This window comes from Blastococcus sp. SYSU D01042 (assembly GCF_054050515.1).
In genome coordinates this window covers 339,820-362,850 of sequence record NZ_JBJGZM010000003.1, presented here as the reverse complement: position 1 = coordinate 362,850, position 23,031 = coordinate 339,820, and the positions used below count along the sequence as shown (strand labels likewise).

30 protein-coding genes are annotated in these 23,031 nt (G+C 73.9%); 5 read left to right on the top strand and 25 right to left on the bottom strand.

Annotated elements, in window-relative coordinates:
- Positions 1–4: 4 nt before the first annotated feature.
- From ACI79H_RS08470 to ACI79H_RS08430, 9 genes are all read right to left on the bottom strand, one after another.
- Positions 5–1,192, bottom strand: a complete 1,188-nt coding sequence (locus ACI79H_RS08470) for an alpha/beta fold hydrolase (protein WP_456553926.1) — start codon at positions 1,190–1,192, stop codon at positions 5–7.
- The gene (gene alr, locus ACI79H_RS08465) at positions 1,192–2,340 is read right to left on the bottom strand and encodes an alanine racemase (protein WP_456553925.1); all 1,149 of its coding nucleotides are present in this window, start codon (positions 2,338–2,340) and stop codon (positions 1,192–1,194) included. The genes ACI79H_RS08470 and alr overlap by 1 nt, the downstream gene beginning before the upstream one ends.
- Positions 2,337–3,809: an NAD(P)H-hydrate dehydratase gene (locus ACI79H_RS08460; protein ID WP_456553924.1), complete on the bottom strand. Its 1,473-nt coding sequence runs from the start codon at positions 3,807–3,809 to the stop codon at positions 2,337–2,339. The genes alr and ACI79H_RS08460 overlap by 4 nt, the downstream gene beginning before the upstream one ends.
- Positions 3,806–4,195: a holo-ACP synthase gene (locus ACI79H_RS08455; protein WP_456553923.1), complete on the bottom strand. Its 390-nt coding sequence runs from the start codon at positions 4,193–4,195 to the stop codon at positions 3,806–3,808. Before ACI79H_RS08455 ends, ACI79H_RS08460 begins: the two co-directional genes overlap by 4 nt.
- A 14-nt stretch (positions 4,196–4,209) precedes the next feature.
- A complete protein-coding gene (gene glmS, locus ACI79H_RS08450) occupies positions 4,210–6,072 on the bottom strand; it encodes a glutamine--fructose-6-phosphate transaminase (isomerizing) (RefSeq protein ID WP_456553922.1) in 1,863 nt (620 codons plus the stop codon).
- Between the two features lie 107 nt (positions 6,073–6,179).
- Positions 6,180–7,523 (bottom strand): phosphoglucosamine mutase, encoded by a 1,344-nt coding sequence (gene glmM, locus ACI79H_RS08445; RefSeq protein ID WP_456553921.1) that lies wholly within the window; start codon positions 7,521–7,523, stop codon positions 6,180–6,182.
- Between the two features lie 11 nt (positions 7,524–7,534).
- On the bottom strand, positions 7,535–7,954 hold the full coding sequence (gene rpsI / locus ACI79H_RS08440; RefSeq protein ID WP_456553920.1) for a 30S ribosomal protein S9: 420 nt from the start codon (positions 7,952–7,954) through the stop codon (positions 7,535–7,537).
- Complete coding sequence (gene rplM, locus ACI79H_RS08435) at positions 7,951–8,394, bottom strand: 50S ribosomal protein L13 (protein WP_456553919.1); 444 nt, start codon at positions 8,392–8,394, stop codon at positions 7,951–7,953. Before rplM ends, rpsI begins: the two co-directional genes overlap by 4 nt.
- A 148-nt stretch (positions 8,395–8,542) precedes the next feature.
- Positions 8,543–9,028: a beta-class carbonic anhydrase gene (locus tag ACI79H_RS08430; protein ID WP_456553918.1), complete on the bottom strand. Its 486-nt coding sequence runs from the start codon at positions 9,026–9,028 to the stop codon at positions 8,543–8,545.
- Positions 9,029–9,161: 133 nt separating this feature from the next.
- Here ACI79H_RS08430 and moeA point away from each other — a divergent pair, with 133 nt between their 5' ends.
- Genes moeA through ACI79H_RS08415 form a run of 3 tightly spaced genes read left to right on the top strand, consistent with a single transcriptional unit; the run spans position 9,162 to position 11,325 of the window.
- On the top strand, positions 9,162–10,364 hold the full coding sequence (moeA, locus tag ACI79H_RS08425) for a molybdopterin molybdotransferase MoeA (protein ID WP_456553917.1): 1,203 nt from the start codon (positions 9,162–9,164) through the stop codon (positions 10,362–10,364).
- Complete coding sequence (moaC, locus tag ACI79H_RS08420) at positions 10,361–10,834, top strand: cyclic pyranopterin monophosphate synthase MoaC (protein ID WP_456553916.1); 474 nt, start codon at positions 10,361–10,363, stop codon at positions 10,832–10,834. The genes moeA and moaC overlap by 4 nt, the downstream gene beginning before the upstream one ends.
- On the top strand, positions 10,831–11,325 hold the full coding sequence (locus tag ACI79H_RS08415; protein WP_456553915.1) for a MogA/MoaB family molybdenum cofactor biosynthesis protein: 495 nt from the start codon (positions 10,831–10,833) through the stop codon (positions 11,323–11,325). The genes moaC and ACI79H_RS08415 overlap by 4 nt, the downstream gene beginning before the upstream one ends.
- A 1-nt stretch (position 11,326) precedes the next feature.
- Here ACI79H_RS08415 and fdhD read toward each other — a convergent pair whose 3' ends face one another.
- Positions 11,327–12,157: a formate dehydrogenase accessory sulfurtransferase FdhD gene (fdhD, locus tag ACI79H_RS08410; protein ID WP_456553914.1), complete on the bottom strand. Its 831-nt coding sequence runs from the start codon at positions 12,155–12,157 to the stop codon at positions 11,327–11,329.
- 36 nt (positions 12,158–12,193) lie between these two features.
- Here fdhD and mobA point away from each other — a divergent pair, with 36 nt between their 5' ends.
- Both mobA and ACI79H_RS08400 read left to right on the top strand, forming a co-directional pair.
- Positions 12,194–12,784 carry a molybdenum cofactor guanylyltransferase gene (gene mobA, locus ACI79H_RS08405; protein WP_456553913.1) on the top strand — a complete coding sequence of 197 codons (591 nt, stop codon included), beginning with the start codon at positions 12,194–12,196 and terminating at the stop codon, positions 12,782–12,784.
- Positions 12,785–12,794: 10 nt separating this feature from the next.
- Positions 12,795–13,475 carry an SDR family oxidoreductase gene (locus tag ACI79H_RS08400; RefSeq protein WP_456553912.1) on the top strand — a complete coding sequence of 227 codons (681 nt, stop codon included), beginning with the start codon at positions 12,795–12,797 and terminating at the stop codon, positions 13,473–13,475.
- Here ACI79H_RS08400 and truA read toward each other — a convergent pair.
- From truA to rpsE, 15 genes are all read right to left on the bottom strand, one after another.
- Positions 13,453–14,229, bottom strand: coding sequence for a tRNA pseudouridine(38-40) synthase TruA (gene truA, locus ACI79H_RS08395; protein WP_456553911.1), 777 nt, complete (start codon positions 14,227–14,229; stop codon positions 13,453–13,455). The two genes, ACI79H_RS08400 and truA, sit on opposite strands and share 23 nt — an antisense overlap.
- A gap of 82 nt (positions 14,230–14,311) precedes the next feature.
- Positions 14,312–14,695, bottom strand: coding sequence for a hypothetical protein (locus ACI79H_RS08390; RefSeq protein ID WP_456553910.1), 384 nt, complete (start codon positions 14,693–14,695; stop codon positions 14,312–14,314).
- Positions 14,692–15,303 (bottom strand): 50S ribosomal protein L17, encoded by a 612-nt coding sequence (gene rplQ, locus ACI79H_RS08385; RefSeq protein WP_456553909.1) that lies wholly within the window; start codon positions 15,301–15,303, stop codon positions 14,692–14,694. The genes ACI79H_RS08390 and rplQ overlap by 4 nt, the downstream gene beginning before the upstream one ends.
- A 131-nt stretch (positions 15,304–15,434) precedes the next feature.
- Complete coding sequence (locus ACI79H_RS08380) at positions 15,435–16,511, bottom strand: DNA-directed RNA polymerase subunit alpha (RefSeq protein ID WP_456553908.1); 1,077 nt, start codon at positions 16,509–16,511, stop codon at positions 15,435–15,437.
- A gap of 101 nt (positions 16,512–16,612) precedes the next feature.
- The gene (rpsD, locus tag ACI79H_RS08375) at positions 16,613–17,239 is read right to left on the bottom strand and encodes a 30S ribosomal protein S4 (protein ID WP_456553907.1); all 627 of its coding nucleotides are present in this window, start codon (positions 17,237–17,239) and stop codon (positions 16,613–16,615) included.
- 35 nt (positions 17,240–17,274) lie between these two features.
- Positions 17,275–17,682 carry a 30S ribosomal protein S11 gene (rpsK, locus tag ACI79H_RS08370; RefSeq protein ID WP_026857037.1) on the bottom strand — a complete coding sequence of 136 codons (408 nt, stop codon included), beginning with the start codon at positions 17,680–17,682 and terminating at the stop codon, positions 17,275–17,277.
- Positions 17,683–17,801: 119 nt separating this feature from the next.
- Complete coding sequence (gene rpsM / locus ACI79H_RS08365; protein ID WP_456553906.1) at positions 17,802–18,176, bottom strand: 30S ribosomal protein S13; 375 nt, start codon at positions 18,174–18,176, stop codon at positions 17,802–17,804.
- A gap of 14 nt (positions 18,177–18,190) precedes the next feature.
- The gene (gene rpmJ / locus ACI79H_RS08360; protein WP_012950458.1) at positions 18,191–18,304 is read right to left on the bottom strand and encodes a 50S ribosomal protein L36; all 114 of its coding nucleotides are present in this window, start codon (positions 18,302–18,304) and stop codon (positions 18,191–18,193) included.
- 71 nt (positions 18,305–18,375) lie between these two features.
- Positions 18,376–18,597: a translation initiation factor IF-1 gene (infA, locus tag ACI79H_RS08355; RefSeq protein ID WP_012950459.1), complete on the bottom strand. Its 222-nt coding sequence runs from the start codon at positions 18,595–18,597 to the stop codon at positions 18,376–18,378.
- 241 nt (positions 18,598–18,838) lie between these two features.
- Complete coding sequence (gene map, locus ACI79H_RS08350) at positions 18,839–19,642, bottom strand: type I methionyl aminopeptidase (RefSeq protein WP_456553905.1); 804 nt, start codon at positions 19,640–19,642, stop codon at positions 18,839–18,841.
- Positions 19,643–19,720: 78 nt separating this feature from the next.
- Positions 19,721–20,329, bottom strand: coding sequence for an adenylate kinase (locus ACI79H_RS08345; RefSeq protein WP_456553904.1), 609 nt, complete (start codon positions 20,327–20,329; stop codon positions 19,721–19,723).
- Complete coding sequence (gene secY, locus ACI79H_RS08340) at positions 20,329–21,639, bottom strand: preprotein translocase subunit SecY (protein WP_456553903.1); 1,311 nt, start codon at positions 21,637–21,639, stop codon at positions 20,329–20,331. The genes ACI79H_RS08345 and secY overlap by 1 nt, the downstream gene beginning before the upstream one ends.
- A gap of 121 nt (positions 21,640–21,760) precedes the next feature.
- A complete protein-coding gene (gene rplO / locus ACI79H_RS08335; protein ID WP_456553902.1) occupies positions 21,761–22,204 on the bottom strand; it encodes a 50S ribosomal protein L15 in 444 nt (147 codons plus the stop codon).
- Positions 22,205–22,217: 13 nt separating this feature from the next.
- On the bottom strand, positions 22,218–22,397 hold the full coding sequence (rpmD, locus tag ACI79H_RS08330; RefSeq protein ID WP_311343780.1) for a 50S ribosomal protein L30: 180 nt from the start codon (positions 22,395–22,397) through the stop codon (positions 22,218–22,220).
- A gap of 1 nt (position 22,398) precedes the next feature.
- Positions 22,399–23,013 (bottom strand): 30S ribosomal protein S5, encoded by a 615-nt coding sequence (rpsE, locus tag ACI79H_RS08325; RefSeq protein ID WP_026857030.1) that lies wholly within the window; start codon positions 23,011–23,013, stop codon positions 22,399–22,401.
- Positions 23,014–23,031: the final 18 nt, after the last annotated feature.

Here is a 23,031-nt window from a genome sequence, read left to right as displayed (position 1 = left end):
CGGCTCAGCGCACCGCCGGGTTCACCGCGGCGACCCGCCGCAGCAGGCCGGTGAGCGCCTCGTCGACGACGTCCGGCTTCTCCAGCAGCACCATGTGGCCGGCGTCGGGGACCACGACGAACTCCACCCTGCTCTCGCCCGCCCGCCCGAGCCGCTCCACGATCAGCTCGCTGTGCTCCTTGGGGATCATCCGGTCGGCGTCGCCGGTGAGCACCAGGGTCGGGACTCGGCGCAGCGGCTCCAGCGCCCCGGTCTCGTCCAGCCCGGCGAGCGCCGGGTAGAACTCCGCGATCACGTCGACGGGCGTGCCGGCGATCATCGCGTCGACGTAGTGCACCAGCGCCGGGTCGACGTCCGGTGAGGCGAACGACAGCGACCGGGTGACGACCGAGACCAGGTCGGCGGCGACCCGCCGGGTGCGCTCGGCGAAGGCCGGCCGGCGCCGCATCGTCCACGCGGCCACCGGCATGACCGCGGCCCGTATCCGGGTGAGGAACTCGGGCAGGCCGAAGTTCAGGTCGGCCAGGTTCCCGCTGGAGGTGGACAGCAGCGCAGCCCCGACGACGCGGGTGCCGAACAGCTCGGGCCTCAGGTCGGCCAGGCCCATCACGGTCATGCCGCCCATCGAGTGCCCGACCAGCACCACCGGCCCCCGCGGCGCCCGGGCCGCGAGCACGGCGGCGAGGTCGCGGGCGAGCTGCTCGATCGTCGAGTGCTCGCTCGAGCCCCGGCCCGAGCCGCCGTGCCCGCGCTGGTCGTAGAAGACCAGCCGGGCGGTCGGCCGGTGGCCGTTCGCGGTGGCCAGCTGCGCGGCGAGGGTCCGGCGCTGGAACGCCCACGACCCCATCGACAGCGTGTAGCCGTGCACGAAGACCACGGTCAGAGGCGCGTCGAGCGGGCCGACCTCCTCCACGTTGAGCAGGACGCCGTCGTCGGCCCGCACCACCGTCGTGCGGTCCGCCCGCCGCGCCTCCGCACCGAGCGGGTCGTTCGCGCGCAGCTCGGCGTCGGGGACGGCGGCGAGGTCGGCCGGGCGCGGGTCCTCGACGGCGAGCCGGCGCCGGGCGATGCGCGTGAGCGCGACCCCGGCGGCCGTGCCGGCCGCCGCGAGCCCGACCAGCGCCCCGACGACGCCGACCGCGTGCGCGGTGGGGTGGGGGTGCGACGGCTGGGGGTGGGGTGCGCGCGCCATCAGACCGAACCGGCCGAGCCGACGTAGCGGCGCGCGAAGCGGCCACCGACGCGGGTCACCAGCTCGTAGTGGATGGTGTCGCCCGCGTCGGCCCACTGCTGCGCGGTCGGCTCGCCGCCCTCGCCGGGCCCCCACAGCACGACGTCGTCACCGGCGGCGATCGCGTCGTCCCCGACGTCGAGCACGAACTGGTCCATGCAGACCCGGCCGGCGATCGTCCGCTGCCGCCCCGCGGCCAGCACCGGCGCCCTGTTCCCCACGGCCCGCGGGATCCCGTCGGCGTAGCCGACCGGTACCAGGGCCAGCGTCGTCGCCGCGTCCGTGGTGTAGGTGTGCCCGTAGGAGACGCCCGACCCGGCCGGCACCCGCTTGGTGTGCGCCACCTGCGCGCGCACCGTCATCGCCGGGCGCAGGCCGTGGGCCGCCGGGTCGCCGCCCAGAGGGTCCAGCCCGTACAGGGCGATGCCGGGGCGGACGAGGTCGAACCAGGTCGCGGGCAGGGCGATCGTGGCGGCGGAGTTGGCCAGGTGCCGGCGCGCCTCGGTGAGGCCCGCGTCCCGCGCCACCGCCGTCGCCTGCTCGAACACCCGCACCTGCGCGCCGATCGTCGGGTGCGTCGGCGCGTCGGCGTAGGCGAGGTGGCTCCACAGCCCCACGACGGCGACGTCGCCGTCGGCCTGGGCGCGGGCGGCGGCCGCGACGAGGGCGGGCCACTCGTCGGGCGTGGCCCCCTCGCGGGACAGCCCGGTGTCGACGGCCAGGTGCACGCGGGCGGTCGTGCCGGCGGCACGCGCGGCGGCGACGACGTCGTCGAGACCCCAGCCGGCGTTGACGGAGAGCTCGACGTCGGCCGCCAGCGCCGCTGCGACGTCGGTACCCGGGCCGTTGAGCCAGGCGAGCACCGGCGCGGTCACCCCCGCGGCGCGCAGCGCGAGCGCCTCGTCCACGACGGCCACGCCCAGGTGGTCGGCCCCGCCGGCGAGCACCGCGCGGGCGGCCGGCACCAGGCCGTGCCCGTAGCCGTCGGCCTTCACCACCGCCATGAGCGGCCGGCCGACCCGCTCGCGCAGCACGGCGGTGTTCGCCGCGATCGCGTCGAGGTCGACCACCACCTCGGCCCGGCCGGCTGCGGCGTTCGCGTTCGTCACGCCCCCGAGTCTCCCAGCCCGTCCGGGATCAGCCCGCGCACGCGCCCGACGGCGGCGGGCAGCCGCCGGACCAGGTCGCCGGCCACCAGGGGGCCGCGGGCCGAGGCGAGCTGCCCCGTGCGGCCGTGCAGGTGCGCGGCGAGCGCTGCGGCCTCGACCGGCCGCAGGCCGGTGGCGAGCAGGCTGCCGGCGATGCCGCTGAGCACGTCACCGGTGCCCGCGGTCGCCAGCCAGGAGGTGCCCGTGCCGTTGACGAAGGCGGTCCCGTCCGGGTCCGCGACCACGGTCGCGTCGCCCTTGAGCAGGACGACGGCGCCGAGGTCGGCGGCCAGCCGGCGGGCGGCGCCGATCCGGTCGGTGCCGACGGTGGTGCCGAAACGCTCGAACTCCCGGTCGTGCGGGGTGAGCACCGTGGGGGCGGTCCGCCGGCGCACCAGCTCGGGCTCGCGGGCCAGCAGGGTGAGGGCGTCGGCGTCGACGAGCACCGGGAGGTCGGTGGACAGCACCTCGGCCAGCACCTCGCGGGCGGCGTCGTCGGTGCCCGCGCCCGGCCCGACGACCCACGCCTGCACGCGCCCGGCGTCCGACGGGCGGCCCGCGGTGACGATCACCTCGGGCCAGGCCGCGCGAACGCCGTCCGCGGCACCGCCGGCGTAGCGGACCAGCCCCGGCCGGGTGCGCAGCGCGGCGCCGGTGCAGAGCACGCCGGCGCCCGGGTAGGCGGCCGAGCCGGCCACGATCCCGACGACGCCCTGCGAGTACTTGTCGTCCCCGGCCGACGGCGGCTCCAGGGAGGCGGCGGCGTCGGCGTCGGTGAGCTGCCAGGCCCCGGGCGGCGGCAGGTGGGGGCCCAGGCCCAGGTCGACGAGGTGCACCTGCCCGGCGTGCCCGCGGCCCTCCCCCACGACCAGCCCGGGCTTGACCGCGCCGAAGGTGACCGTGTGCATCGCTGCGAACGCCTCGCCGTCGACCTCGCCGGTGTCGGCGTCGACGCCGCTGGGGACGTCGACCGCGACGGTCACGGCGGTGCCCTCGGCAGCGGCGCGGGCCAGCTCGACGGCGTGGCCGCGCAGCCCGCCGCGGCCGCCGATGCCGACCATCCCGTCCAGGACGAGGTCCGCGCGGGCGACCGCCGTGGCGGCGTCCGGTGCGTCGGCCGCGAGCACCCGCCCACCCGCGCGGCGCAGCGCGGCCAGCCCGGCGGCGTGCACCCGTCCGGCGTCGAGCAGGACCGCGGTCACCCGGGCGCCGCGGTCGGCCAGCCGGCTGCCCGCGAACAGGGCGTCGCCCCCGTTGTTCCCGCTGCCGACCAGCAGCGCGACGCGGCGACCGTAGACGCTGCCGAGCAGCCGGCCCGCGACGGTGGCCAGCCCCGTGGCGGCGCGCTGCATCAGGGCGCCCTCCGGCGTCTCAGCCAGCAGCGGCGCCTCCGCGGCCCGGACCTCGTCGGCGGTGTGCAGGCCGATCATCCGGCGTCCCCGCGGGCGACGCCCTCGGCCACCACCACGGCCGAGGCGATGCCGCCGTCGTGGCTGAGCGAGACGTGCCAGCTGCTCACGCCGAGCTGCGCGGCCCGGCCGGCGACGCTGCCGCGGACCTCGAGGTGCGGGCGGCCGTGCTCGGCCACGGTGACCTCGGCGTCGTGCCAGTGCAGGTCGCCGGGCGCGCCGAGGGCCTTGGCCAGCGCCTCCTTTGCGGCGAACCGCGCGGCCAGCGACTCACCGGTGCGCGGCGCACCCGAGGGCGTGCGCTGCTCGGCCGCGGTGAACAGCCGGTCGCGCAGCCCGGGAGTCCGGGCCAGCGACGCGGCGAACCGCTCGACCGGCACGACGTCGATCCCGACCCCGATGATCACGGGCCCAGTCTGCGTTATTCGACGGTGACGGACTTGGCCAGGTTGCGCGGCTGGTCGACGTCGAGGCCGCGGGTGGCCGCGATCTCGCACGCCAGGACCTGCAGCGGCACCGTGGTGACCACGGGCGCGAGCAGCGTCGGCGTGCGGGGCACGCGGATCAGGTGGTCGGCGTAGGGGACGACGTCCTCGTCGCCCTCCTCCGCGATCACGATGGTGCGGGCGCCGCGGGCCCGCACCTCCTGGATGTTGGAGACGACCTTGCCGTGCACCGACTCGCGGCTGCGCGGCGAGGGGACGACGACGACGACGGGGGTGCCCTGGTCGATCAGCGCGATCGGCCCGTGCTTGAGCTCACCGGCCGCGAACCCCTCGGCGTGGATGTAGGCCAGTTCCTTGAGCTTCAGCGCACCCTCGAGCGCCACCGGGAACCCCACGTGGCGGCCCAGGAAGAGGATCGTGCCGGCGTCGGCGAGCGACCGGCCCAGCTCGCGCACCGGCTCCATCTCGGCCAGCACCGCCCCGACCGCCTCGGGCAGCCGGCGCAGGTCGTCGACGATCGCGGCGACCTCGTCCTCGAACTTCATCCCGCGCACCTGGGCGAGGAAGAGGCCGACGAGGTAGCAGGCCACGACCTGGGTGAGGAACCCCTTGGTCGAGGCGACGGCGATCTCCGGGCCGGCGTGCGTGTAGAGCACGGCGTCGGACTCACGCGGGATGGTCGAGCCGTTGGCGTTGCAGATCGCCAGCACGCGCGCCTTCTGCTCGCGGGCGTGCCGCAGCGCCATGAGGGTGTCCATCGTCTCGCCGGACTGGCTGATGACGATGACCAGCGTCGAGCGGTCCAGGACCGGGTCGCGGTAGCGGAACTCGCTGGCCACCTCGACCTCGACGGGGATGCGGGTCCAGTGCTCGATGGCGTACTTGGCGATCAGCCCGGCGTGGTAGGCGGTGCCGCACGCCACGACGAAGATCTTGTCGATGTCCCGCAGCTCCTGGTCGGAGAGCCGGACCTCGTCGAGCACCAGCTCGCCGCTCTCGCCCAGCCGGCCGAGCAGGGTGTCGGCGACCGCCTGCGGCTGCTCGGCGATCTCCTTGAGCATGAACCAGTCGTAGCCGCCCTTCTCGGCGGCGGCGGCGTCCCAGTCGACCGTGTAGGCCTTGGGCTCGACGGGGGTGCCGGAGAAGTCGGTGACGGTCAGGCCGCGGGCGCGGTCGATCTCGACGACCTGGTCCTGGCCCAGCTCGCGCGCCTCGCGGGTGTGGCCGATGAAGGCGGCGACGTCGGAGCCGAGGAAGTACTCGCCCTCGCCGACGCCCACGACCAGCGGGCTGCTGCGGCGGGCGGCGACGAGCGTGTCCGGCTCGGTCACGGCGGTCGCGACGAGGGTGAAGGCGCCCTCCAGGCGGCGGCACACCGCGCGCATGGCCTCGGCCAGCCGGCCCTCGCCCTCGGGCGTCTCCCGGTAGGCGGCGGCGAGCAGGTGGGCGGCGACCTCGGTGTCGGTCTCGGACCCGAACTCGATGCCGGTGCGCTCGAGCTCGCTGCGCAGCGCTGCGAAGTTCTCGATGATCCCGTTGTGGATCACCGCGACGGAGCCGTCCGCGGACAGGTGCGGGTGCGCATTGCGGTCGGTCGGACCGCCGTGGGTGGCCCACCGGGTGTGCCCGATGCCCACCGTGGCGGCGGGCAGCGGCCGCTCGGCGAGCACCTTCTCCAGGTTGGCCAGCTTGCCGGCCTTCTTCGCCGAGCTGAGCTCACCGTCCGCGACGACGGCGATGCCCGCCGAGTCGTAGCCCCGGTACTCCAGTCGCCGAAGGCCTTCCAGGACCACGCCCGTGGCGTCCTGAGGGCCGACGTAACCAACGATTCCGCACATTTGACCCAGGCTACCGGCAGTGGCGGACCGATCCGTCCACGCCGCGGCGTGGCGCACCAGGGGCGCCCCAGGGGTCCCCGTGGACCCCAGTCGTCACACCGCGGCGGTCAGCCGACGGCCGCGACGACGCCCGCGAGGCGCTGGGCCACCTCGTCGGCCTGCTCCTGGGTGGGCGCCTCGACCATGACGCGCACGAGCTGCTCGGTACCCGACGGGCGCAGCAGCACGCGGCCGGCGTCGCCGAGCTCGGCCTCGACCCCGTTGACCGCCTCGGCGACCGCGTCGCTCTCCACGACGGCGATGCGGTCGCGGACGGGCACGTTGATCAGCACCTGCGGGAGCTTCTGCACCACGCCGGCGAGCTCGGCCAGCGAGGCCCCGGCGCCGGCCATGCGGGACATCAGCGCCAGGCCGGTGAGGACGCCGTCGCCGGTGGTGGCGTGGTCGAGGAAGACCAGGTGCCCGCTCTGCTCGCCGCCCAGGCTCAGGTTGTGGGCGCGCAGCGCCTCCAGCACGTAGCGGTCACCCACCGCGGTCGTCCGCACGGCGATGCCGGCGTCGCGCATCGTGTGGTGGAAGCCCAGGTTGCTCATGACGGTCGCGACGACGGTGTCGCCGGTCAGGGCGCCGCGCTCGTGCAGCGCCAGCGCGCACACCGCGAGGATCGCGTCGCCGTCGACGACGTCGCCGTCGGCCGTGACGGCCAGGCAGCGGTCGGCGTCCCCGTCGTGGGCGAGGCCGAGGTCGGCGCCCACCGCGCGGACCCGCTCGATCAGCGGCTCCAGGTGGGTCGAGCCGATGCCGTCGTTGATGTTCCAGCCGTCGGGCTCGCAGCCGATGGCGTGCACGGTCGCACCGGCACGCCGGTAGACCTCGGGCGCGATGCCCGCGGCCGCGCCGTGCGCCCCGTCGACGACGACGGTCAACCCGGACAGCGGCCGGTCGACGGTCGAGAGCAGGTGCGCGACGTACTCGTCGGCGGCGTCCGGAAGACCGCGGACCCGGCCGATCCCGGCCCCGGTCGGGCGGTGGTCGGTCGCGCCCCCGGCCGTGACGGCCTGCTCGATCGCGGCCTCGAGGGCGTCGGGCAGCTTGTGCCCGCCGCGGCTGAACAGCTTGATGCCGTTGTCGGGCATCGGGTTGTGGCTGGCCGAGATCATGACGCCGAGGTCAGCGCCGGTGGACCCGGTCAGGTGCGCCAGCGCCGGCGTCGGCACGACACCGGCGAGGAGCACCTCGGCCCCCGCGCTGGCCAGGCCCGCCACGACGGCGGCCTCCAGCATCTCCCCGCTGGCCCGGGGGTCGCGGCCGACGACCGCGACGGGACGCGAGGTCCCGTCGCGGTCGGCGAGCACGCCTGCGGCGGCACGAGCCACCGAGAGCGCCAGCTCCGGCGTGAGGTCGGCGTTGGCACGACCCCGGACGCCGTCGGTCCCGAACAGGCGACCCACGGACGTACCGGTCAGCGCTTGGAGTACTGGGGCGCCTTGCGGGCCTTCTTCAGCCCGTACTTCTTGCGCTCCTTGACCCGCGGGTCACGGGTGAGGAAGCCGGCCTTCTTGAGGGCCGGACGGTCCTCGGCCTCGACCTCGATGAGGGCGCGGGCGATGCCGAGGCGCAGCGCGCCGGCCTGCCCGGTGACGCCGCCACCCTTGAGGAGCGCGATGACGTCGTACTGCTCGGCCTTCTCGAGGGTCACGAACGGCTCGCGGATGAGCTGCTGGTGCACCTTGTTCGGGAAGTACTGCTCGAGCGTGCGGCCGTTCAAGGTGAACTGGCCGGTGCCGGGCACGAGGCGCACCCGGACGATGGCCTCCTTGCGGCGACCGACGGTCTGGATCGGACGCCCGTCGGCGTCGGTCACGGTCAGAGCGCTGGTCACTGGGCCACCTGCTTGATCTCGTAGTTCTGGGGCTGCTGCGCAGCGTGGGGGTGCTCGGGGCCCGCGTAGACCTTGAGCTTCTTGAGCATCTGACGGCCCAGGCTGTTGTGCGGCAGCATGCCCTTGATCGCGCGCTCGATGACGCGGTCGGGGTGCGTGCGCAGCTGGTCGCCGACGTTGATGGTCTTCAGGCCACCCGGGTGACCGGAGTGGCGGTAGGCCAGCTTGTTGTCGCGCTTGCTGCCCGTCAGGGCGACCTTCCCGGCGTTGACGATGACGACGAAGTCACCCACGTCGACGTGCGGGGCGTACTGCGGCTTGTGCTTGCCGCGCAGGAGCTGCGCGGTCTGGCTGGCCAGTCGACCGAGCACCACGTCGGTGGCGTCGATGACGAGCCAGGCCCGGTCCACCTGGCCGGGCTTGGGGGTGTACGTGCGCACGGCGCTCGTGTCCTCCGTCGTTGTCGGGAAGGCTGGTCGGATCGCCCCACCGAGCACGGGAGACGTTGCGACGCGCGGGCACCAGCCGGCTTGCGCGCGCCAGCCGGTCACGATACCAGCCGCGGCGCGCCCCCCTCCCCGCGGCGGCCTACTCGATCTCGCGCAGCAGACCCGTCGCCACGTCGAAGACGGTGCCGCGCACCTCGCGGGAGAGCAGGTAGGGGCTCTCCCGGATCAGCCGCATCGACTCCCGGACGTCCTGGTCGACGTCGGTGAAGGCCCGCGCCGCCCACGGCGGACGGCGGCCGGTGGCCTCCTCCACCTTGTCGGCGAAGGAGATGTCGTCGGTCGACTGCAGGCCGCACTCGGTGTGGTGCACCAGCACGATCTCGCGGGTGCCCAGCGCGTGCTGGCTGATCGTCAGCGAGCGGATGACGTCCTCGGTGATGACCCCGCCGGCGTTGCGGATGACGTGCGCGTCACCGATGTCGAGGCCGAGCACGCCGAACAGCGGGATGCGGGAGTCCATGCACGCCACCACGGCCACCTTGCGGGCCGGGCGCACCGGCTTGCTGCCGGGGAAGCCCTCGGCCCACACCCGGTTCGCCTCGAGCATCCGGTCGATCTCTGCCACGCGTCCTCCTCACCGTCGCCGACGTCCCGGACGATAACCGGGGTCCCCGGACGCCGCGGCCCGGACCACCCCCGTCACCCGCGCGGTGGACCGCCCGGGCGCCGGTCCGGTGCCCATCGGCCAGGATGGGCCCGTGCGGACCGTCGAGGAACACCGGGCTGCGGTCGAGGGACTGCTCCTCCCGCTGCCCGAGGAGTCCGTGCCGCTGGCAGCGGCGCACGGCCGGGTGCTGGCGCGCGACGTCCGAGCGGCGGTCGCGCTGCCCGGCTTCGACAACTCCGCGATGGACGGGTACGCCGCACGCTGGGCCGAGGTGGGTGGCGCCGGGCACGCCCCGGTGCGGCTGCCGGTGGCCGAGGACATCCCGGCCGGGCGCACCGACGTCGTCCCGCTGGCGCCGGGCACGGTGCACCGGATCATGACCGGGGCCCCGCTCCCCCCGGGAGCCGACGTCGTCGTCCCGGTGGAGCTGACCGACGGCGGCACCGTGGAGGTGGAGATCCGCGACTCCCCGGCCGCCGGCACCCACCTGCGCCGGGCCGGCGAGGACATCGGCGCCGGCGAGGTCGCGCTGTCCGCCGGCTCGCCGCTCGGCGCCGCGCAGCTCGGCCTGGCCGCCGCCGTGGGCCTCACCGAGCTCCCGGTCCGGCGCCGGCCGCGGGTGCTGGTCCTCTCCACCGGCAGCGAGCTGGTCGCCCCGGGCGAACCGCTCGCCCCCGGGCAGATCTACGAGTCCAACTCGCTGCTGCTCGCCGCGGCCGTGGAGGAGGCCGGCGGCGTCCCCCGCCGGCTGCACTTCGTGCCCGACGACGTCGAGCAGTTCCTGGCCACCGTCCGCGCCGAGCTGCCGTCGGCCGACCTGCTGGTCACCAGCGGCGGGGTCAGCGCCGGCGCCTACGAGGTGGTCAAGGACGCCTTCCGCGGCCTGGGCACCGTCGAGTTCGGCAAGGTCGCGATGCAGCCCGGGGGCCCGCAGGGCGCAGGCACCGTCGACGGCGTGCCCGTGATCACCCTGCCGGGCAACCCGGTGAGCGCCTTCGTCTCCTTCGAGGTCTTCGTCCGCCCCGCGCTGCGGCGGGCCCTCGGGCACTCCACCCCGGACCGGCTGCGCGCCCCGGCCCGGCTGACCGGCCCGCTGCGCTCGCCCGCCGGCCGCCGGCAGTTCCTGCGCGGGCGCTACGAGGACGGGCAGGTCTCGCAGGTCGGCGGGCCCGGCTCGCACCTGGTGGCCCACCTGGCGCGCGCCAACTGCCTGGTCGTCGTCCCCGAGGACGTCACCGAACTGGCCGCCGGCGCCGAGGTCGACGTCGTGCTGATCGAAGGAGCGCTCCGGTGAGCGAGCAGAGGCTGACCCACGTCGACGAGACCGGCGCCGCGCGCATGGTCGACGTCAGCGCCAAGGCGGTGACCGCCCGCGAGGCGACGGCCGCCGGCCGTGTGCTGGTGAGCGCCGAGGTCGTCGCGCTGCTGCGCGGCACGGGCGTGCCGAAGGGCGACGCCGTCGCCGTCGCCCGGATCGCCGGCATCGCCGGTGCCAAGCGGACGCCAGACCTGGTGCCGCTGTGCCACCCCATCGCGCTGCACGGGGTCACCGTCGACGTCGAGGTGGCCGACGACGCGGTCGAGATCACCGCGACCGCGCGCACCGCCGACCGCACCGGGGTGGAGATGGAGGCGCTGACCGCCGTCACCGTCGCCGGGCTGACGATGATCGACATGGTCAAGGCGGTCGACCCGCGCGCCGAGATCACCGACGTCCGTCTCCTGCGGAAGTCCGGCGGCAAGAGCGGGGTGTGGACCCGGTGACCGAGCTGCCCGCCGGGGTGCGTGCGCTCGTCGTCACCGCCTCCAACCGCGCCGCCGCCGGCGTCTACGAGGACCGCAGCGGGCGGGCGCTGGCCGCGGGCCTGGCCGGGCTCGGCTTCCAGATCGAGGGCCCGAAGGTCCGCCCGGACGACGTCGACGAGCTCGAGGCGGTGCTGCGCGCCGCCGTCGACGCCGGCATCGAGGTCGTCGTCACCACCGGCGGCACCGGGGTCTCCCCCACCGACGTCACCCCCGAGGCGACCCGGCGCGTGCTCGAGCGCGAGGCGCCCGGCATCGCCGAGGCGGTCCGCCGGTACGGGGCCGACAACGGCGTGCCCACCGCGGTGCTCTCCCGCGGCCTGGCCGGCACCGCCGGGCGCACGCTCATCGTCAACCTCCCCGGCTCGACCGGCGGCGTGGAGGACGGGCTCGCCGTCCTGGGCCCGCTGCTCCCCCACCTGGTCAGCCAGCTGCGAGGCGGCGACCACTGAGTCAGTCGGGCAGGACGATCCGCTCCGTGCGCGTGTAGACGTTGCAGCCGTCGCCGCGCAGGAACCCGACCAGCGTGATGCCCACCTCGCGCGCCAGCTCCACCGCCAGGGACGACGGCGCCGAGACCGCCGCCAGCACCGGGATGCCCGCCATCGCCGCCTTCTGGGTCAGCTCGAAGCTGGCGCGGCCGCTCACCATCAGCACCTGACCGGTCAGCGGCAGCCGCCCCGCGCGGACGCCGTCGCCGATGACCTTGTCCACCGCGTTGTGCCGGCCGACGTCCTCCCGGAGCGCGTGCAGCCCGCCGTCGGCGGAGAACAGCCCGGCGGCGTGCAGCCCCCCGGTCTTGTCGAAGACCTCCTGCTCGGCGCGCAACCGGTCGGGCAGCGCCAGCAACGTCTCCAGCGGCAGCCGCACGTCGTCCGCGGCGACGTCGAAGGCCGTCTTCGTCCGGATGGCGTCGATGCTCGCCTTGCCGCAGACGCCGCACGAGCTGGAGGTGTAGAAGTTCCGCTCCAGACCGGTGTCCGGGACGGGGACGCCGGGGGCGAGGTCCACGTCGACGACGTTGTAGGTGTTGCGGCCGTCGGCGTCGACGGAGTCGCAGTAGCGCAGCCCGGCGACGTCGTCCGGCCCGGCGATGACCCCCTCGGTGGCCAGGAACCCGTGCACGAGGTCGAAGTCGTCGCCCGGCGTGCGCATGGTGACCGCGAGCGGGCTGCCGGCCAGGCGGATCTCCAGCGGTTCCTCCGCGGCCACGGTGTCCGGCCGGGTGCTGCGCTGCGTGCCGCGGATGCGCAGGACCGGTGTCCGGCTGGTGACTCGTCCCACGGCAGGGACGGTACCCACGCGCCTACGGTGGCGCCCGTGGACCAGCTGCCCCCGTACGCCGCCGTCGTGCTCGCCGGCGGCCGGGCCGAGCGGCTGGGCGGGCAGGCCAAGCCGCAGCTGGAGGTGGGCGGCCGCACGCTGCTGGCCGCCGTGCTGGACGCGGTCGCCGGCGCCGAGCGCCGGGTCGTGGTCGGCCCGCCCCAGCCGGTGCCGGCCGACGTCGTCGTGGTCCGGGAGGACCCGCCGGGCGGCGGCCCGGTGGCGGCGCTCCGGGCGGGCCTGGCGGAGATCGGCAGCCCCGTCGTCGTGCTGCTGGCCGGGGACCTCCCGTTCCTCCCGGCCGAGCTGGTCACCGAGCTGCGCGCGGCCCTCACCGGGGACGGTGTCCTCGTCGTCGACGACGGCGGCCGCGACCAGTACCTGCTCGGCGCCTGGCGGACCGACGCCCTGCGCGCCGTGCTCGCCCCGGCCGGCGGGCCGTCGTCCCTGCGCGGGCTGCTGGCCGGGCTCGCGGTCGACCGCCTGCGCCCGGACGTGCCGCCCGGGACCCCGCCGCCGTGGGTGGACTGCGACACACCGGAGGACCTCGCCCGCGCCCGGGCGGTAGCCGCGCAGCTCCACGGGTAGGGCCCCGCCCATGCGCATCCTCGTCGCCGGCGCCCACGGGCAGGTCGCCCGCCGCCTCGGCCGCCTGCTGGCCGCCCGCGGCGACACCGTCCTCGGCCTGGTCCGCAACCCCGACCACGAGGCGGACCTGCGCGCCGACGGGGTGCAGCCCGTCGTCCTCGACCTCGAGCAGGCGTCGGTCGAAGCGCTGGCCGACGTCGCCCGCGGTGCTGACGCGGTGGTCTTCGCCGCCGGTGCCGGCCCGGGCAGCGGCGAGGCGCGCAAGCACACCGTCGATCACGGCGCGGCCGTGCTGCTCGCCGACGCCGCCGAGCGCGCCGGGGTGCGCCCGTACGTGCTGGTGTCCTCCATGGGTGTCGAGCAGGCCCGCGAGGGCACGCCGGACGGGATGGACCCGGTCTTCGCCGTGTACCTGCAGGCCAAGCTGCGCGCCGAGCAGGACGTCCTCCCCCGCCCGGGCCTGGCCACGACCGTGCTGCGGCCCGGCGGGCTCACCGACGACCCCGGCACCGGGCGCGTGCGGCTGGCCCGCAGCACCGGTTACGGCAGCATCTCCCGGGACGACGTCGCCGCGGTGCTGGTGGCGCTGATCGACGCCCGGCGCGACGGCCTGGTGGTCGAGCTCGTCGCCGGCGACACCCCGATCGCCGAGGCGGTGGCTGCCGCGGCTAGGCCCGGCGGGCCCGGGTGAGCAGCGCGCGGTCGGCCAGCATGTCGTCCGGCGGGTAGTCCACCCGGACCAGCGTCAGCCCACCCGCGGGCGCGACGGGCACCTCGCCGGCCCGCTCGTCGCGGGCCAGCAGCTCCGCCGGCCAGGCGGGGGCGCGCCGCCCCTCACCGACCGCGGTCAGCGCGCCGACCAGGCTGCGCACCATCGAGTGGCAGAACGCGTCGGCGGACGCCGAGATCCGCACCAGCTCGCCGTCCCGCACCACGTCCAGGGCCAGCAGGGTCCGGATCGTCGTGGCGCCCTCCCGACGGCGGCAGAAGGCCGCGAAGTCGTGCTCGCCGAGGAGCAGCGCCGCGGCCGCCGCCATCGCGTCCGCGTCCAGGGTCCGGGGCCAGGCGACGGTGTCGGCTCGGCGCAGCGGCGGCGGCCCCCACGGGGCGTCGGTCAGCCGGTAGACGTAGTGCCGGCCCAGGGCGGCGAAGCGGGCGTCGAAGTCGGGGTGCGCCTCGACCACGGCCGGGACGGCGATGTCGGGCGGCAGGATCCCGCGCAGCCGGCGCACCAGGCGGTCGCGCTGCTGCTCCCAGAGCTCCCGGGGGACGTCGCAGTGCGCCACCTGCCCGGTGGCGTGCACGCCGGCGTCGGTCCGGCCGGCCACGGTCAGCTCGACCGGTGTGCGCAGGACGGTGGCCAGCGCCTGCTCGAGGTCGCCCTGCACCGTCCGCTGGGCGGGCTGGCGGGCCCAGCCGTGCAGCGCCGTGCCGTCGTAGGCCACCGAGAGACGGAGACGGACGAGCCCGCCACCGGTGTCGGTGGCGGGCTCGTCCGAGTGTCCGGTGCTCAGCGTGCTCGGGGCGTCAGCGCGGGTCGGGAGCCGACTCGCCCCCGGGGGCGTGCAGGCTGGCCGTCGCGGCGTCGCCCTGCTCGGCGGCGTTGACCTCGGCGGCAGCGGCGTCCGCCACCTCCGGGGAGATGTCCTCTCCCTCGACCACGACGCCGTTCTCCGCGGTCGGCTGCCGGTCGACGTCGCCGTCGTCCTGGCGCTCGCCGTCCGGGTTGTAGACGTCGGTCACGACCTGCTGGGCCTCGTCGGTGACGGTGAGGTCGACCACGGCCGGTGAGGTGTCGCCGCCGGGACCGGTGGTCTCGCCCTCGAAGGTCGCGCCCTGGTCACCGCCGCCGGCCTGCACACCGGAGGCGCCGGCGCCGGGGCCCGGCTCGGCCCCCGTGGAGCTGGTCACTTGGCGCCGTCCGTGCCGGCGTCCGCCTCCGCGGTGGCGTCGCCGGCCTCGTCCGGGCTGTCGGCCGAGTCGGCGGAGTCCGCCGAGTCGGCGCTGTCGGCGGAGTCCGCGCTGTCGGCGGACTCGTCCGCGGCAGCCGGCTCGACGGCGTCGGCGGTGACCTCACCGGCAGCGGCGGAGGCCCCGGCACCGGCGGCGAACTGCGTGCCGCGGGCGCGCTCGGCCTCGCCGACGGCCTGCTGGGCCACGGTCAGCGCCTCGACGAGCTCGATGACGGCCATGGGGGCGTTGTCGCCCTTGCGCGGACCGACCTTGGTGATGCGGGTGTAGCCGCCCGGCCGGTTCGCGAAGCGCGGGCCGATCTCGGCGAAGAGGGTGTGCACGACGTCCTTGTCACGGATCGTCGTCATCACCTGGCGGCGAGCGTGCAGGTCGCCCCGCTTGGCGAAGGTCACCAGCTTCTCGGCCAGGGGACGCAGCCGCTTGGCCTTGGCCTCGGTGGTGGTGATCCGCCCGTGCTCGAACAGCGACGTGGCCAGGTTGGCCAGCATCAGCCGCTGGTGCGCGGGGGATCCGCCGAGACGGGGACCCTTGGTGGGGGTGGGCATGTCGGTCCTTCCTCAGGCTGCCGGCCGGTGCGGGGGCGGCTGCGTTCCGTGGTCGTGCTGTCGTTGCTGGTCAGCGTGCCGGGCCGGAGGCCCGTGCGGCCGGCGGGGTGTCCCCCGCCGGCCGACGCGCCTCAGAGCTGCTCGGTCTCCTGGTAGGAGCCCTCGTCGTACTGCGCCTGCTCGTAGCCCGGGGCGAACTCGGCCGTGCCCTGGTAGGCGTCGGTCTCGTAGCCCTCGTCGTAGCTCTCGATCGAGGTGGGGATGAACCCGGGCGGGCTGTCCTTCAGGGCCAGGCCCATCGCCGCGAGCTTCATCTTGACCTCGTCGATCGACTTCGCACCGAAGTTGCGGATGTCGAGCAGGTCGGCCTCGGAGCGGGTGACGAGCTCACCGACGGTGTGCACGCCCTCGCGCTTGAGGCAGTTGTAGGACCGGACGGTGAGGTCCATGTCCTCGATCGGCATCGAGAAGTTCGCGATGTCGGCGGCCTCGGCCGGGCTGGGCCCGACCTCGATGCCCTCGGCGTCCACGTTCAGCTCGCGCAGCAGGCCGAACAGCTCGACCAGCGTCGACCCCGCGGACGCGATGGCGTCGCGGGGGGCGATGGAGGGCTTGGTCTCGACGTCGACCACGAGGCGGTCGAAGTCGGTGCGCTGCTCGACACGGGTCGCCTCGACCGCGTAGGTCACCTTGAGGACCGGCGAGTAGATCGAGTCGACCGGGATGCGGCCGATCTCCTGGCCGGGCTGCTTGTTCTGCGGGGCCGGGACGTAGCCGCGACCGCGCTCGACGACGAGCTCGACCTCGAGGCGGCCCTTGCCGTTGAGGGTGGCGATGTGCAGGTCGGGGTTGTGCACCTCGACGCCGGCCGGCGGCGCGATGTCCGCGGCCGTGACCTCACCGGGGCCCTGCTTGCGCAGGTACATGGTCACCGGCTCGTCGGAGTCGGAGCTGACCACCAGGCCCTTGAGGTTCAGGATCAGCTCGGTGACGTCCTCCTTGACGCCCGGCACGGTGGTGAACTCGTGCAGGGTGCCCTCGATCCGGATGCTGGTGACAGCAGCGCCGGGGATCGACGACAGGAGCGTGCGGCGCAGGGAGTTGCCGAGGGTGTAGCCGAAGCCCGGCTCGAGCGGCTCGATGACGAACCGCGAGCGCTGCTCCGAGATGGTCTCCTCGGTGAGGGTGGGGCGCTGTGCGATGAGCATGGTGTTTCTCCTCCAGGTCCTCCGGCGACCGCCATATGACGCCGTGAGGGGGTGGTGCTGGCTCCGGCGGGCATCTGTCCGCCCGCCGGAGCCCGGTGGTGCTACTTCGAGTAGAGCTCCACGATCAGCTGCTCCTGGACCGGGGTGTCGATCACCTGGCGGGCCGGGATGTTGTGGACGAGCACGCGCAGCTGGCTGCTGATGACCTCGAGCCACGGGGGCACGGGGCGCTCGCCGGCGCGGGCCTGGGCGACCTCGAACGGCAGCATCGTGCGGGACTTCTCGGCCACCTCGACGATGTCGTTCTCCGACACCCGGTACGAGGGGATGTCGACCTTGCGGCCGTTCACCCGGATGTGGCCGTGGCGCACCAGCTGGCGGGCCATGTCGCGGGACTCGGCGAAGCCGGCGCGGTAGACCACGTTGTCGAGGCGGGACTCCAGGATCTGGAGCAGGACCTCGCCGGTCTTGCCGCTCTTGCGGTTGGCCTCTTCGTAGTAACCGCGGAACTGCTTCTCGAGCACGCCGTAGATGCGGCGGGCCTTCTGCTTCTCGCGCAGCTGGAGCAGGTACTCGCTGTCCTTGGTGCGGCCGCGGCCGTGCTCGCCCGGCGGGTAGGGCCGGATCTCGATCGGGCACTTCGCGGACTCGCACTTGCTGCCCTTGAGGAACAGCTTCATCTTCTCGCGCCGGCAGAGGCGGCAATCGGCTCCGGTGTAACGGGCCACGTCAAATACTCCTGTTTCGTCTCGTCAGTGACCGGTCAGACCCGGCGGCGCTTCTTGGGGCGGCAGCCGTTGTGCGGCTGCGGCGTCACGTCCTGGATCTGCCCGACCTCGAGGCCGGTGGCCTGCAGGGAGCGGATGGCCGTCTCGCGACCGGAGCCAGGGCCCTTCACGAAGACGTCGACCTTGCGCATGCCGTGCTCCTGCGCCTTGCGCGCGGCGTTCTCGGCAGCCATCTGCGCCGCGAACGGCGTGGACTTGCGCGAGCCCTTGAAGCCGACGTGGCCGGCGGAGGCCCAGCTGATCACGTTGCCGTTGGGGTCGGTGATCGACACGATCGTGTTGTTGAACGTGCTCTTGATGTGCGCGGCGCCGTGGGCGACGTTCTTCTTCTCCTTGCGGCGGACCTTCTTGGCACCAGCCGCGGTGCGAGCCCTGGGAGGCATGTCTCTCCGGTTTCCTTCAGTTGCTGTGGCCTGGGGTTGCTGCCGTCCGGCAGCGCACGTGCTGCGCGGTCACTCCCGCCCTCACGGGTCGCCGTGACCGCACGTCGCCGTGCTGTGGGTCAGCGGGCCTTCTTCTTGCCCGCGATGGTCTTGCGCGGGCCCTTGCTCGAGCGCGCGTTCGTCTTGGTGCGCTGACCGCGGACGGGGAGCCCACGGCGGTGACGCAGCCCCTGGTAGCAACCGATCTCCACCTTGCGGCGGATGTCGGCGGCCACCTCGCGGCGCAGGTCACCCTCGACGCGGAAGTGCTCGTCGATGTAGTCGCGCAGCTTCAGCAGGTCCTCGTCGCCGAGGTCCTTGACGCGCAGGTCCGGGCTGACGCCCGTCGCGGCCAGGGTCTCCTTGGCGTGGGTCTTGCCGATGCCGTAGATGTAGGTCAGCGCGATCTCCAGCCGCTTCTCGCGGGGGAGGTCGACGCCTGCCAGTCGTGCCATGTCCTGGTACTCCCTCAGCCCTGGCGCTGCTTGTGCCGGGCGTTGTCGCAGATGACCATGACCCGGCCGTGCCGGCGGATCACCTTGCACTTGTCGCAGATCTTCTTCACCGACGGCTGGACCTTCACCGGTGCCGCCCCTCATTCCTCGATCGTGTGCCGGCCGCGTCTCTGCCGGAGGGCAGTCGCTGGCCGAGCAGTTACTTGTAGCGGTAGACGATGCGACCGCGCGTCAGGTCGTAGGGCGAGAGCTCCACGACCACGCGGTCCTCGGGCAGGATGCGGATGTAGTGCTGACGCATCTTGCCGCTGATGTGGGCGAGCACCCGGTGCCCGTTCTGCAGTTCGACCCGGAACATCGCGTTGGGCAGCGGCTCGACGACGCGACCCTCGACCTCGATGGCCCCGTCCTTCTTCGCCATGCCCTACACGCACTCCTTGACTCGGTGGTACTCGTGCCTCGCACGCGCCCGCGGTCGGACCCGGGACGCAGCGCTCGGTGGTTTGCAGAACAGGTGGTGCAGGCGCTGTCGCAGAGGGCGTTCCCCGTCACGCGGCCACAGCACGACGAAAGAACGGCGCTAGCGCCACAGGGAATCGTACCTGACGCCACACGGGTTCCCAACCGGCCCCCGTGAGGGGTGGGCTACACCCGCCGGCGGTTCAGGACCGCGCGGCCACGCCGAACGGCGCCAGCCCGGCGACGCCGCCGTCCTCGGCGGTCAGGACCCAGGGGCCCTCGGGGGTGATCGCCACGGTGTGCTCGAAGTGGGCGGCCCGCGAGCCGTCCTTCGTCACCACGGTCCAGCCGTCCTCCAGCTCGACGGTGGCCGGGTCCCCCACGGTGACCATCGGCTCGATCGCCAGCACCAGACCGGGCACGAGCTTGGGTCCCCGGCCCGCGCGGCCGTAGTTCAGCACGTGCGGGTCCTGGTGCATCTCGGTGCCGATGCCGTGGCCGCCGTAGTGGTCGACGATCCCGTAGTGGTGGTCGTGGGACCGGATCGACTCCTCCACGGCGTGGCTGATGTCGGTCAGCCGCCCCCCGGCCAGCGCCCGGGCCAGCCCGGCCCACATCGACCGTTCCGTCACGGCCAGCAACTCGGCGTCCTCGGCCGAGGCCTCCCCCACCGTCAGCGTGACGGCGGAGTCGCTGTGCCAGCCGTCGAGGATGGCGCCGCAGTCCAGGGAGATGTTGTCCCCCTCGACCAGCACGCGGTCCGGGTCCGGGATGCCGTGGACGACCTCGTCGTTGATCGACGCGCAGATGGTGCCGGTGAAGCCGTGGTAGCCGAGGAAGTTCGGCACCGCGCCCTGCGACCGGATGTGGTCCTCCGCGATGGCGTCGAGCTCACCGGTGGTGATGCCCGGGCGCAGCGCCGCCTTCATGGCGGCGTGCGCACCGGCGGTCACGAGACCGGAGGCGCGCATGCGCTCGATCTCCTGCGCCGACTTGATCTGGATCATGCGTCCACTCCACTTCGCCAGCAGCGGCACCCGCGCCAGCAACGCCTCACGACGGTCGCCGTGCACAGCCGACCGGCCTCAGGCGCCGGCCGGGGGCGCGCCGTCGGGGTCGACGCCGAGTGCACGGAGCGCCCGCTCCGTCACCTCCTCGACCGCGCCGATGGCGTCGATCCGGGCGAGCAGGCCCTCGCCCTCGTAGAACCCGGACAGCGGCGCGGTCTGTTCCCGGTACACCTCGAGCCGGTGCCGCACGGTCTCGGGCTTGTCGTCGTCGCGCTGCACCATCTGGCCGTCGACGAGCATGCGTCGCCCGGACAGCCGGCGGACCAGCTCCTCCTCCTCGACGACGAGCTCGAGGACGCGGTCCAGGCCGTGGCCGAGGTCGCCCAGCGACTCGGCGAGCTGCTCGGCCTGCGCGATGGTCCGCGGGAAGCCGTCGAGCAGGAAGCCGGCCTTGGCGTCGGGCTCGGCGAGGCGGTCCTTGACCATGGCGACGGTGATCTCGTCCGGCACCAGGTCACCGGCGTCCATGAAGACCTTGGCCTTCTGGCCGAGCTCGGTCTGACCGCTGACGTTGGCGCGGAAGATGTCACCGGTGGAGATCGCCGGGACGGCGAGACGACCGGCGATGAACTGCGCCTGGGTGCCCTTGCCCGCTCCGGGCGGCCCCAGCAGGACGACGCGCACTACTTCAGGAACCCTTCGTAGTTGCGCTGGTTCAACTGCGTCTCGATCTGCTTCACCGTCTCCAACCCCACTCCGACCATGATCAGCACAGCGGTCCCGCCGAACGGGAAGTTCTGGTTCTGCCCCTCCTGCGTCACCGCGAGGAAGAAGTTCGGCAGCACGGCGACGATCCCGAGGTAGAGGGCGCCGGGGAGGGTGATCCGCGACAGCACGTACTGCAGGTACTCCGCCGTCGGGCGACCCGGGCGGATGCCGGGGATGAAGCCGCCGTAGCGCTTCATGTCGTCGGCCCGCTCCTCCGGGTTGAATGTGATCGACACGTAGAAGTACGTGAAGAAGACGATCAGCGCGAAGTACAGCGCGACGTGCACCGGGCTGCTCTGGTCGATGATGTAGTTCTCGAAGAACCGCCGCACCGAGCCGGTCTCGTCGCCCTGCAGCTGGCTGATCAGCTGCGGCAGGTACAGCAGCGACGAGGCGAAGATGACCGGGATGACGCCGGCCTGGTTCACCTTCAGCGGCAGGTACGTCGACGTGCCGCCGTACATGCGGCGTCCGACCATGCGCTTGGCGTACTGCACCGGGATGCGCCGTTGCGCCTGCTCCACGTACACGACCGCGCCGATGATGAGGATCGCGAAGGCGCAGACGACGGTGAAGACCAGGACGCCGCGGGTCTGAAGGATCGACCCGCCCTCAGCGGGGATGCGGGCGGCGATCGAGGTGAAGATCAGCACCGACATGCCGTTGCCGATGCCGCGCTCGGTGAGCAGCTCGCCGAGCCACATGACCAGCGCCGTGCCGGCGGTCAGCGCGACCACCAGGATCACCGTCGTCCACACGGAGTCCGACGGGATGATCGGCTCGGAGCAGCCGGGGAAGAGCTGGCCGCTACGGGCCAGCGCGATGATGCCCGTGCTCTGCAGGACCGCGAGGGCGATCGTCAGGTAGCGGGTGTACTGGGTCAGCTTCGCCTGACCCGACTGCCCTTCCTTCTTCAGCTGCTCGAAGCGCGGGATGACGACGACCAGCAGCTGGACGATGATGCTCGCGGTGATGTACGGCATGATGCCGAGCGCGAAGACCGACAGGCGCAGCAGCGCACCGCCGGAGAAGAGGTTCACCAGCGAGTAGATGTCCCGCTGGGAGCCGGACTGGGCGATGTCGAGGCAGTTGTTGATGGCCTCGACCGACACCCCCGGCCCGGGCACCTGCGCACCCAGCCGGTAGACGGCGATGATCGCCAGGGAGAACAGCAGCTTGCGCCGGAGATCTGGCGTCCGGAACGCAGCGGCGAACGCCTGCAGCACGTGCCCTCCCCTAGTTGGTCGGCTGAGATTAGCAACGGGCCCGTCCCGCGGAGCAGGACGGGCCCGTGGTGTCCCCCCTGCGGGCCCCACCGCGCGAGCGGTGGGGCCGGTGGGGGACCGATCAGATGCGGGTCGTGCTGCCCCCGGCGGCGCCGATCTTCTCGGCCGCGGCCGAGGAGAAGGCGTGCGCCTGGACGTCGACCTTGACGCCGCCGAGCTCGCCGGTGCCCAGGACCTTCACCGGCTGGTTGCGGCGGACCGCACCGGCCTCGGCGAGGGTGTCCGGGTTGACCGTGCCGCCCTGCGGGAAGAGCGCCGCGATCCGGTCGAGGTTGACGACCTGGAAGACGACCTTGTTCGGGGACTTGAAGCCCGACAGCTTGGGCAGCCGCATGTGCAGCGGGGTCTGGCCGCCCTCGAAGCGGGCGGACGTGTTGCCCCGCGCGCCGGTGCCCTTGGTGCCGCGGCCGGCCGTCTTGCCCTTGGAGCCCTCACCGCGACCCACGCGGGTCTTGGCGGTGTGGGCGCCGGGAGCCGGACGCAGGTGGTGGACCTTCAGTGTCATGGCGAGTCCTCCCTCAGACTTCCTCGACGGTGACCAGGTGCGGCACCGTCGCGACCATCCCGCGGATCTCGGGACGGTCCTCCTGGACGACCGAGTCGTGGATCCGCTTGAGGCCCAGCGAGCGCAGCGTCTGGCGCTGGTTGGGCTTCGTGCCGATGGCCGACTTGATCTGGGTGACCTTGAGCTGCGCCATCTCAGACCCCCTGGCCCGCACGGGCACGGAGCATGGCTGCCGGGGCGACGTCCTCCAGGGGCAGACCGCGGCGGGCCGCGATCTCCTCGGGACGGACGAGGTCCTTCAGCGCCTGCATCGTGGCGTGCACGATGTTGATCGGGTTCGAGGACCCGAGGCTCTTGGAGAGCACGTCGTGGATGCCGGCGCACTCGAGGACGGCGCGCACCGGGCCACCGGCGATGACACCGGTACCGGGGCTGGCCGGCTTGAGCAGCACGACACCGGCCGCCGCCTCACCCTGCACGGGGTGCGGGATGGTGCTGGCGATGCGAGGCACCTTGTAGAAGTGCTTCTTGGCCTCCTCGACGCCCTTGGCGATGGCCGCGGGCACCTCCTTGGCCTTGCCGTAGCCGACGCCCACGGTGCCGTCGCCGTCGCCCACGATCACCAGGGCGGTGAAGCTGAAGCGCCGACCACCCTTGACGACCTTGGACACGCGGTTGATGGCCACCACGCGCTCGATGTAGTTGCTCTTCTCGGCGGGTGCGCCGCCGGGGCCCCGCCCGCCGTCACGACGGTCACGGCGGTCGTTGCCGCCGCCGGCGCCGCCGCCGCGTCGCTGTGGTCCTGGCATCAGACGTCCCTCTCGATC

What these genes read in the sequence shown, in the direction of transcription:
- rplQ (WP_456553909.1), bottom strand. Translation starts at nt 15,303, where the DNA reads ATGCCCACCCCCACCAAGGGTCCCCGTCTCGGCGGATCCCCCGCGCAC.
- glmS (WP_456553922.1), bottom strand. Translation starts at nt 6,072, where the DNA reads ATGTGCGGAATCGTTGGTTACGTCGGCCCTCAGGACGCCACGGGCGTG.
- rpsE (WP_026857030.1), bottom strand. Translation starts at nt 23,013, where the DNA reads ATGCCAGGACCACAGCGACGCGGCGGCGGCGCCGGCGGCGGCAACGAC.
- rpmD (WP_311343780.1), bottom strand. Translation starts at nt 22,397, where the DNA reads ATGGCGCAGCTCAAGGTCACCCAGATCAAGTCGGCCATCGGCACGAAG.
- ACI79H_RS08460 (WP_456553924.1), bottom strand. Translation starts at nt 3,809, where the DNA reads ATGATCGGCCTGCACACCGCCGACGAGGTCCGGGCCGCGGAGGCGCCG.
- ACI79H_RS08380 (WP_456553908.1), bottom strand. Translation starts at nt 16,511, where the DNA reads ATGCTCATCGCACAGCGCCCCACCCTCACCGAGGAGACCATCTCGGAG.
- rplO (WP_456553902.1), bottom strand. Translation starts at nt 22,204, where the DNA reads ATGACACTGAAGGTCCACCACCTGCGTCCGGCTCCCGGCGCCCACACC.
- rpsK (WP_026857037.1), bottom strand. Translation starts at nt 17,682, where the DNA reads ATGCCTCCCAGGGCTCGCACCGCGGCTGGTGCCAAGAAGGTCCGCCGC.
- map (WP_456553905.1), bottom strand. Translation starts at nt 19,642, where the DNA reads ATGATCCAGATCAAGTCGGCGCAGGAGATCGAGCGCATGCGCGCCTCC.
- infA (WP_012950459.1), bottom strand. Translation starts at nt 18,597, where the DNA reads ATGGCGAAGAAGGACGGGGCCATCGAGGTCGAGGGTCGCGTCGTCGAG.
- ACI79H_RS08470 (WP_456553926.1), bottom strand. Translation starts at nt 1,192, where the DNA reads ATGGCGCGCGCACCCCACCCCCAGCCGTCGCACCCCCACCCCACCGCG.
- ACI79H_RS08400 (WP_456553912.1), top strand. Translation starts at nt 12,795, where the DNA reads ATGCGCATCCTCGTCGCCGGCGCCCACGGGCAGGTCGCCCGCCGCCTC.
- rpsM (WP_456553906.1), bottom strand. Translation starts at nt 18,176, where the DNA reads ATGGCACGACTGGCAGGCGTCGACCTCCCCCGCGAGAAGCGGCTGGAG.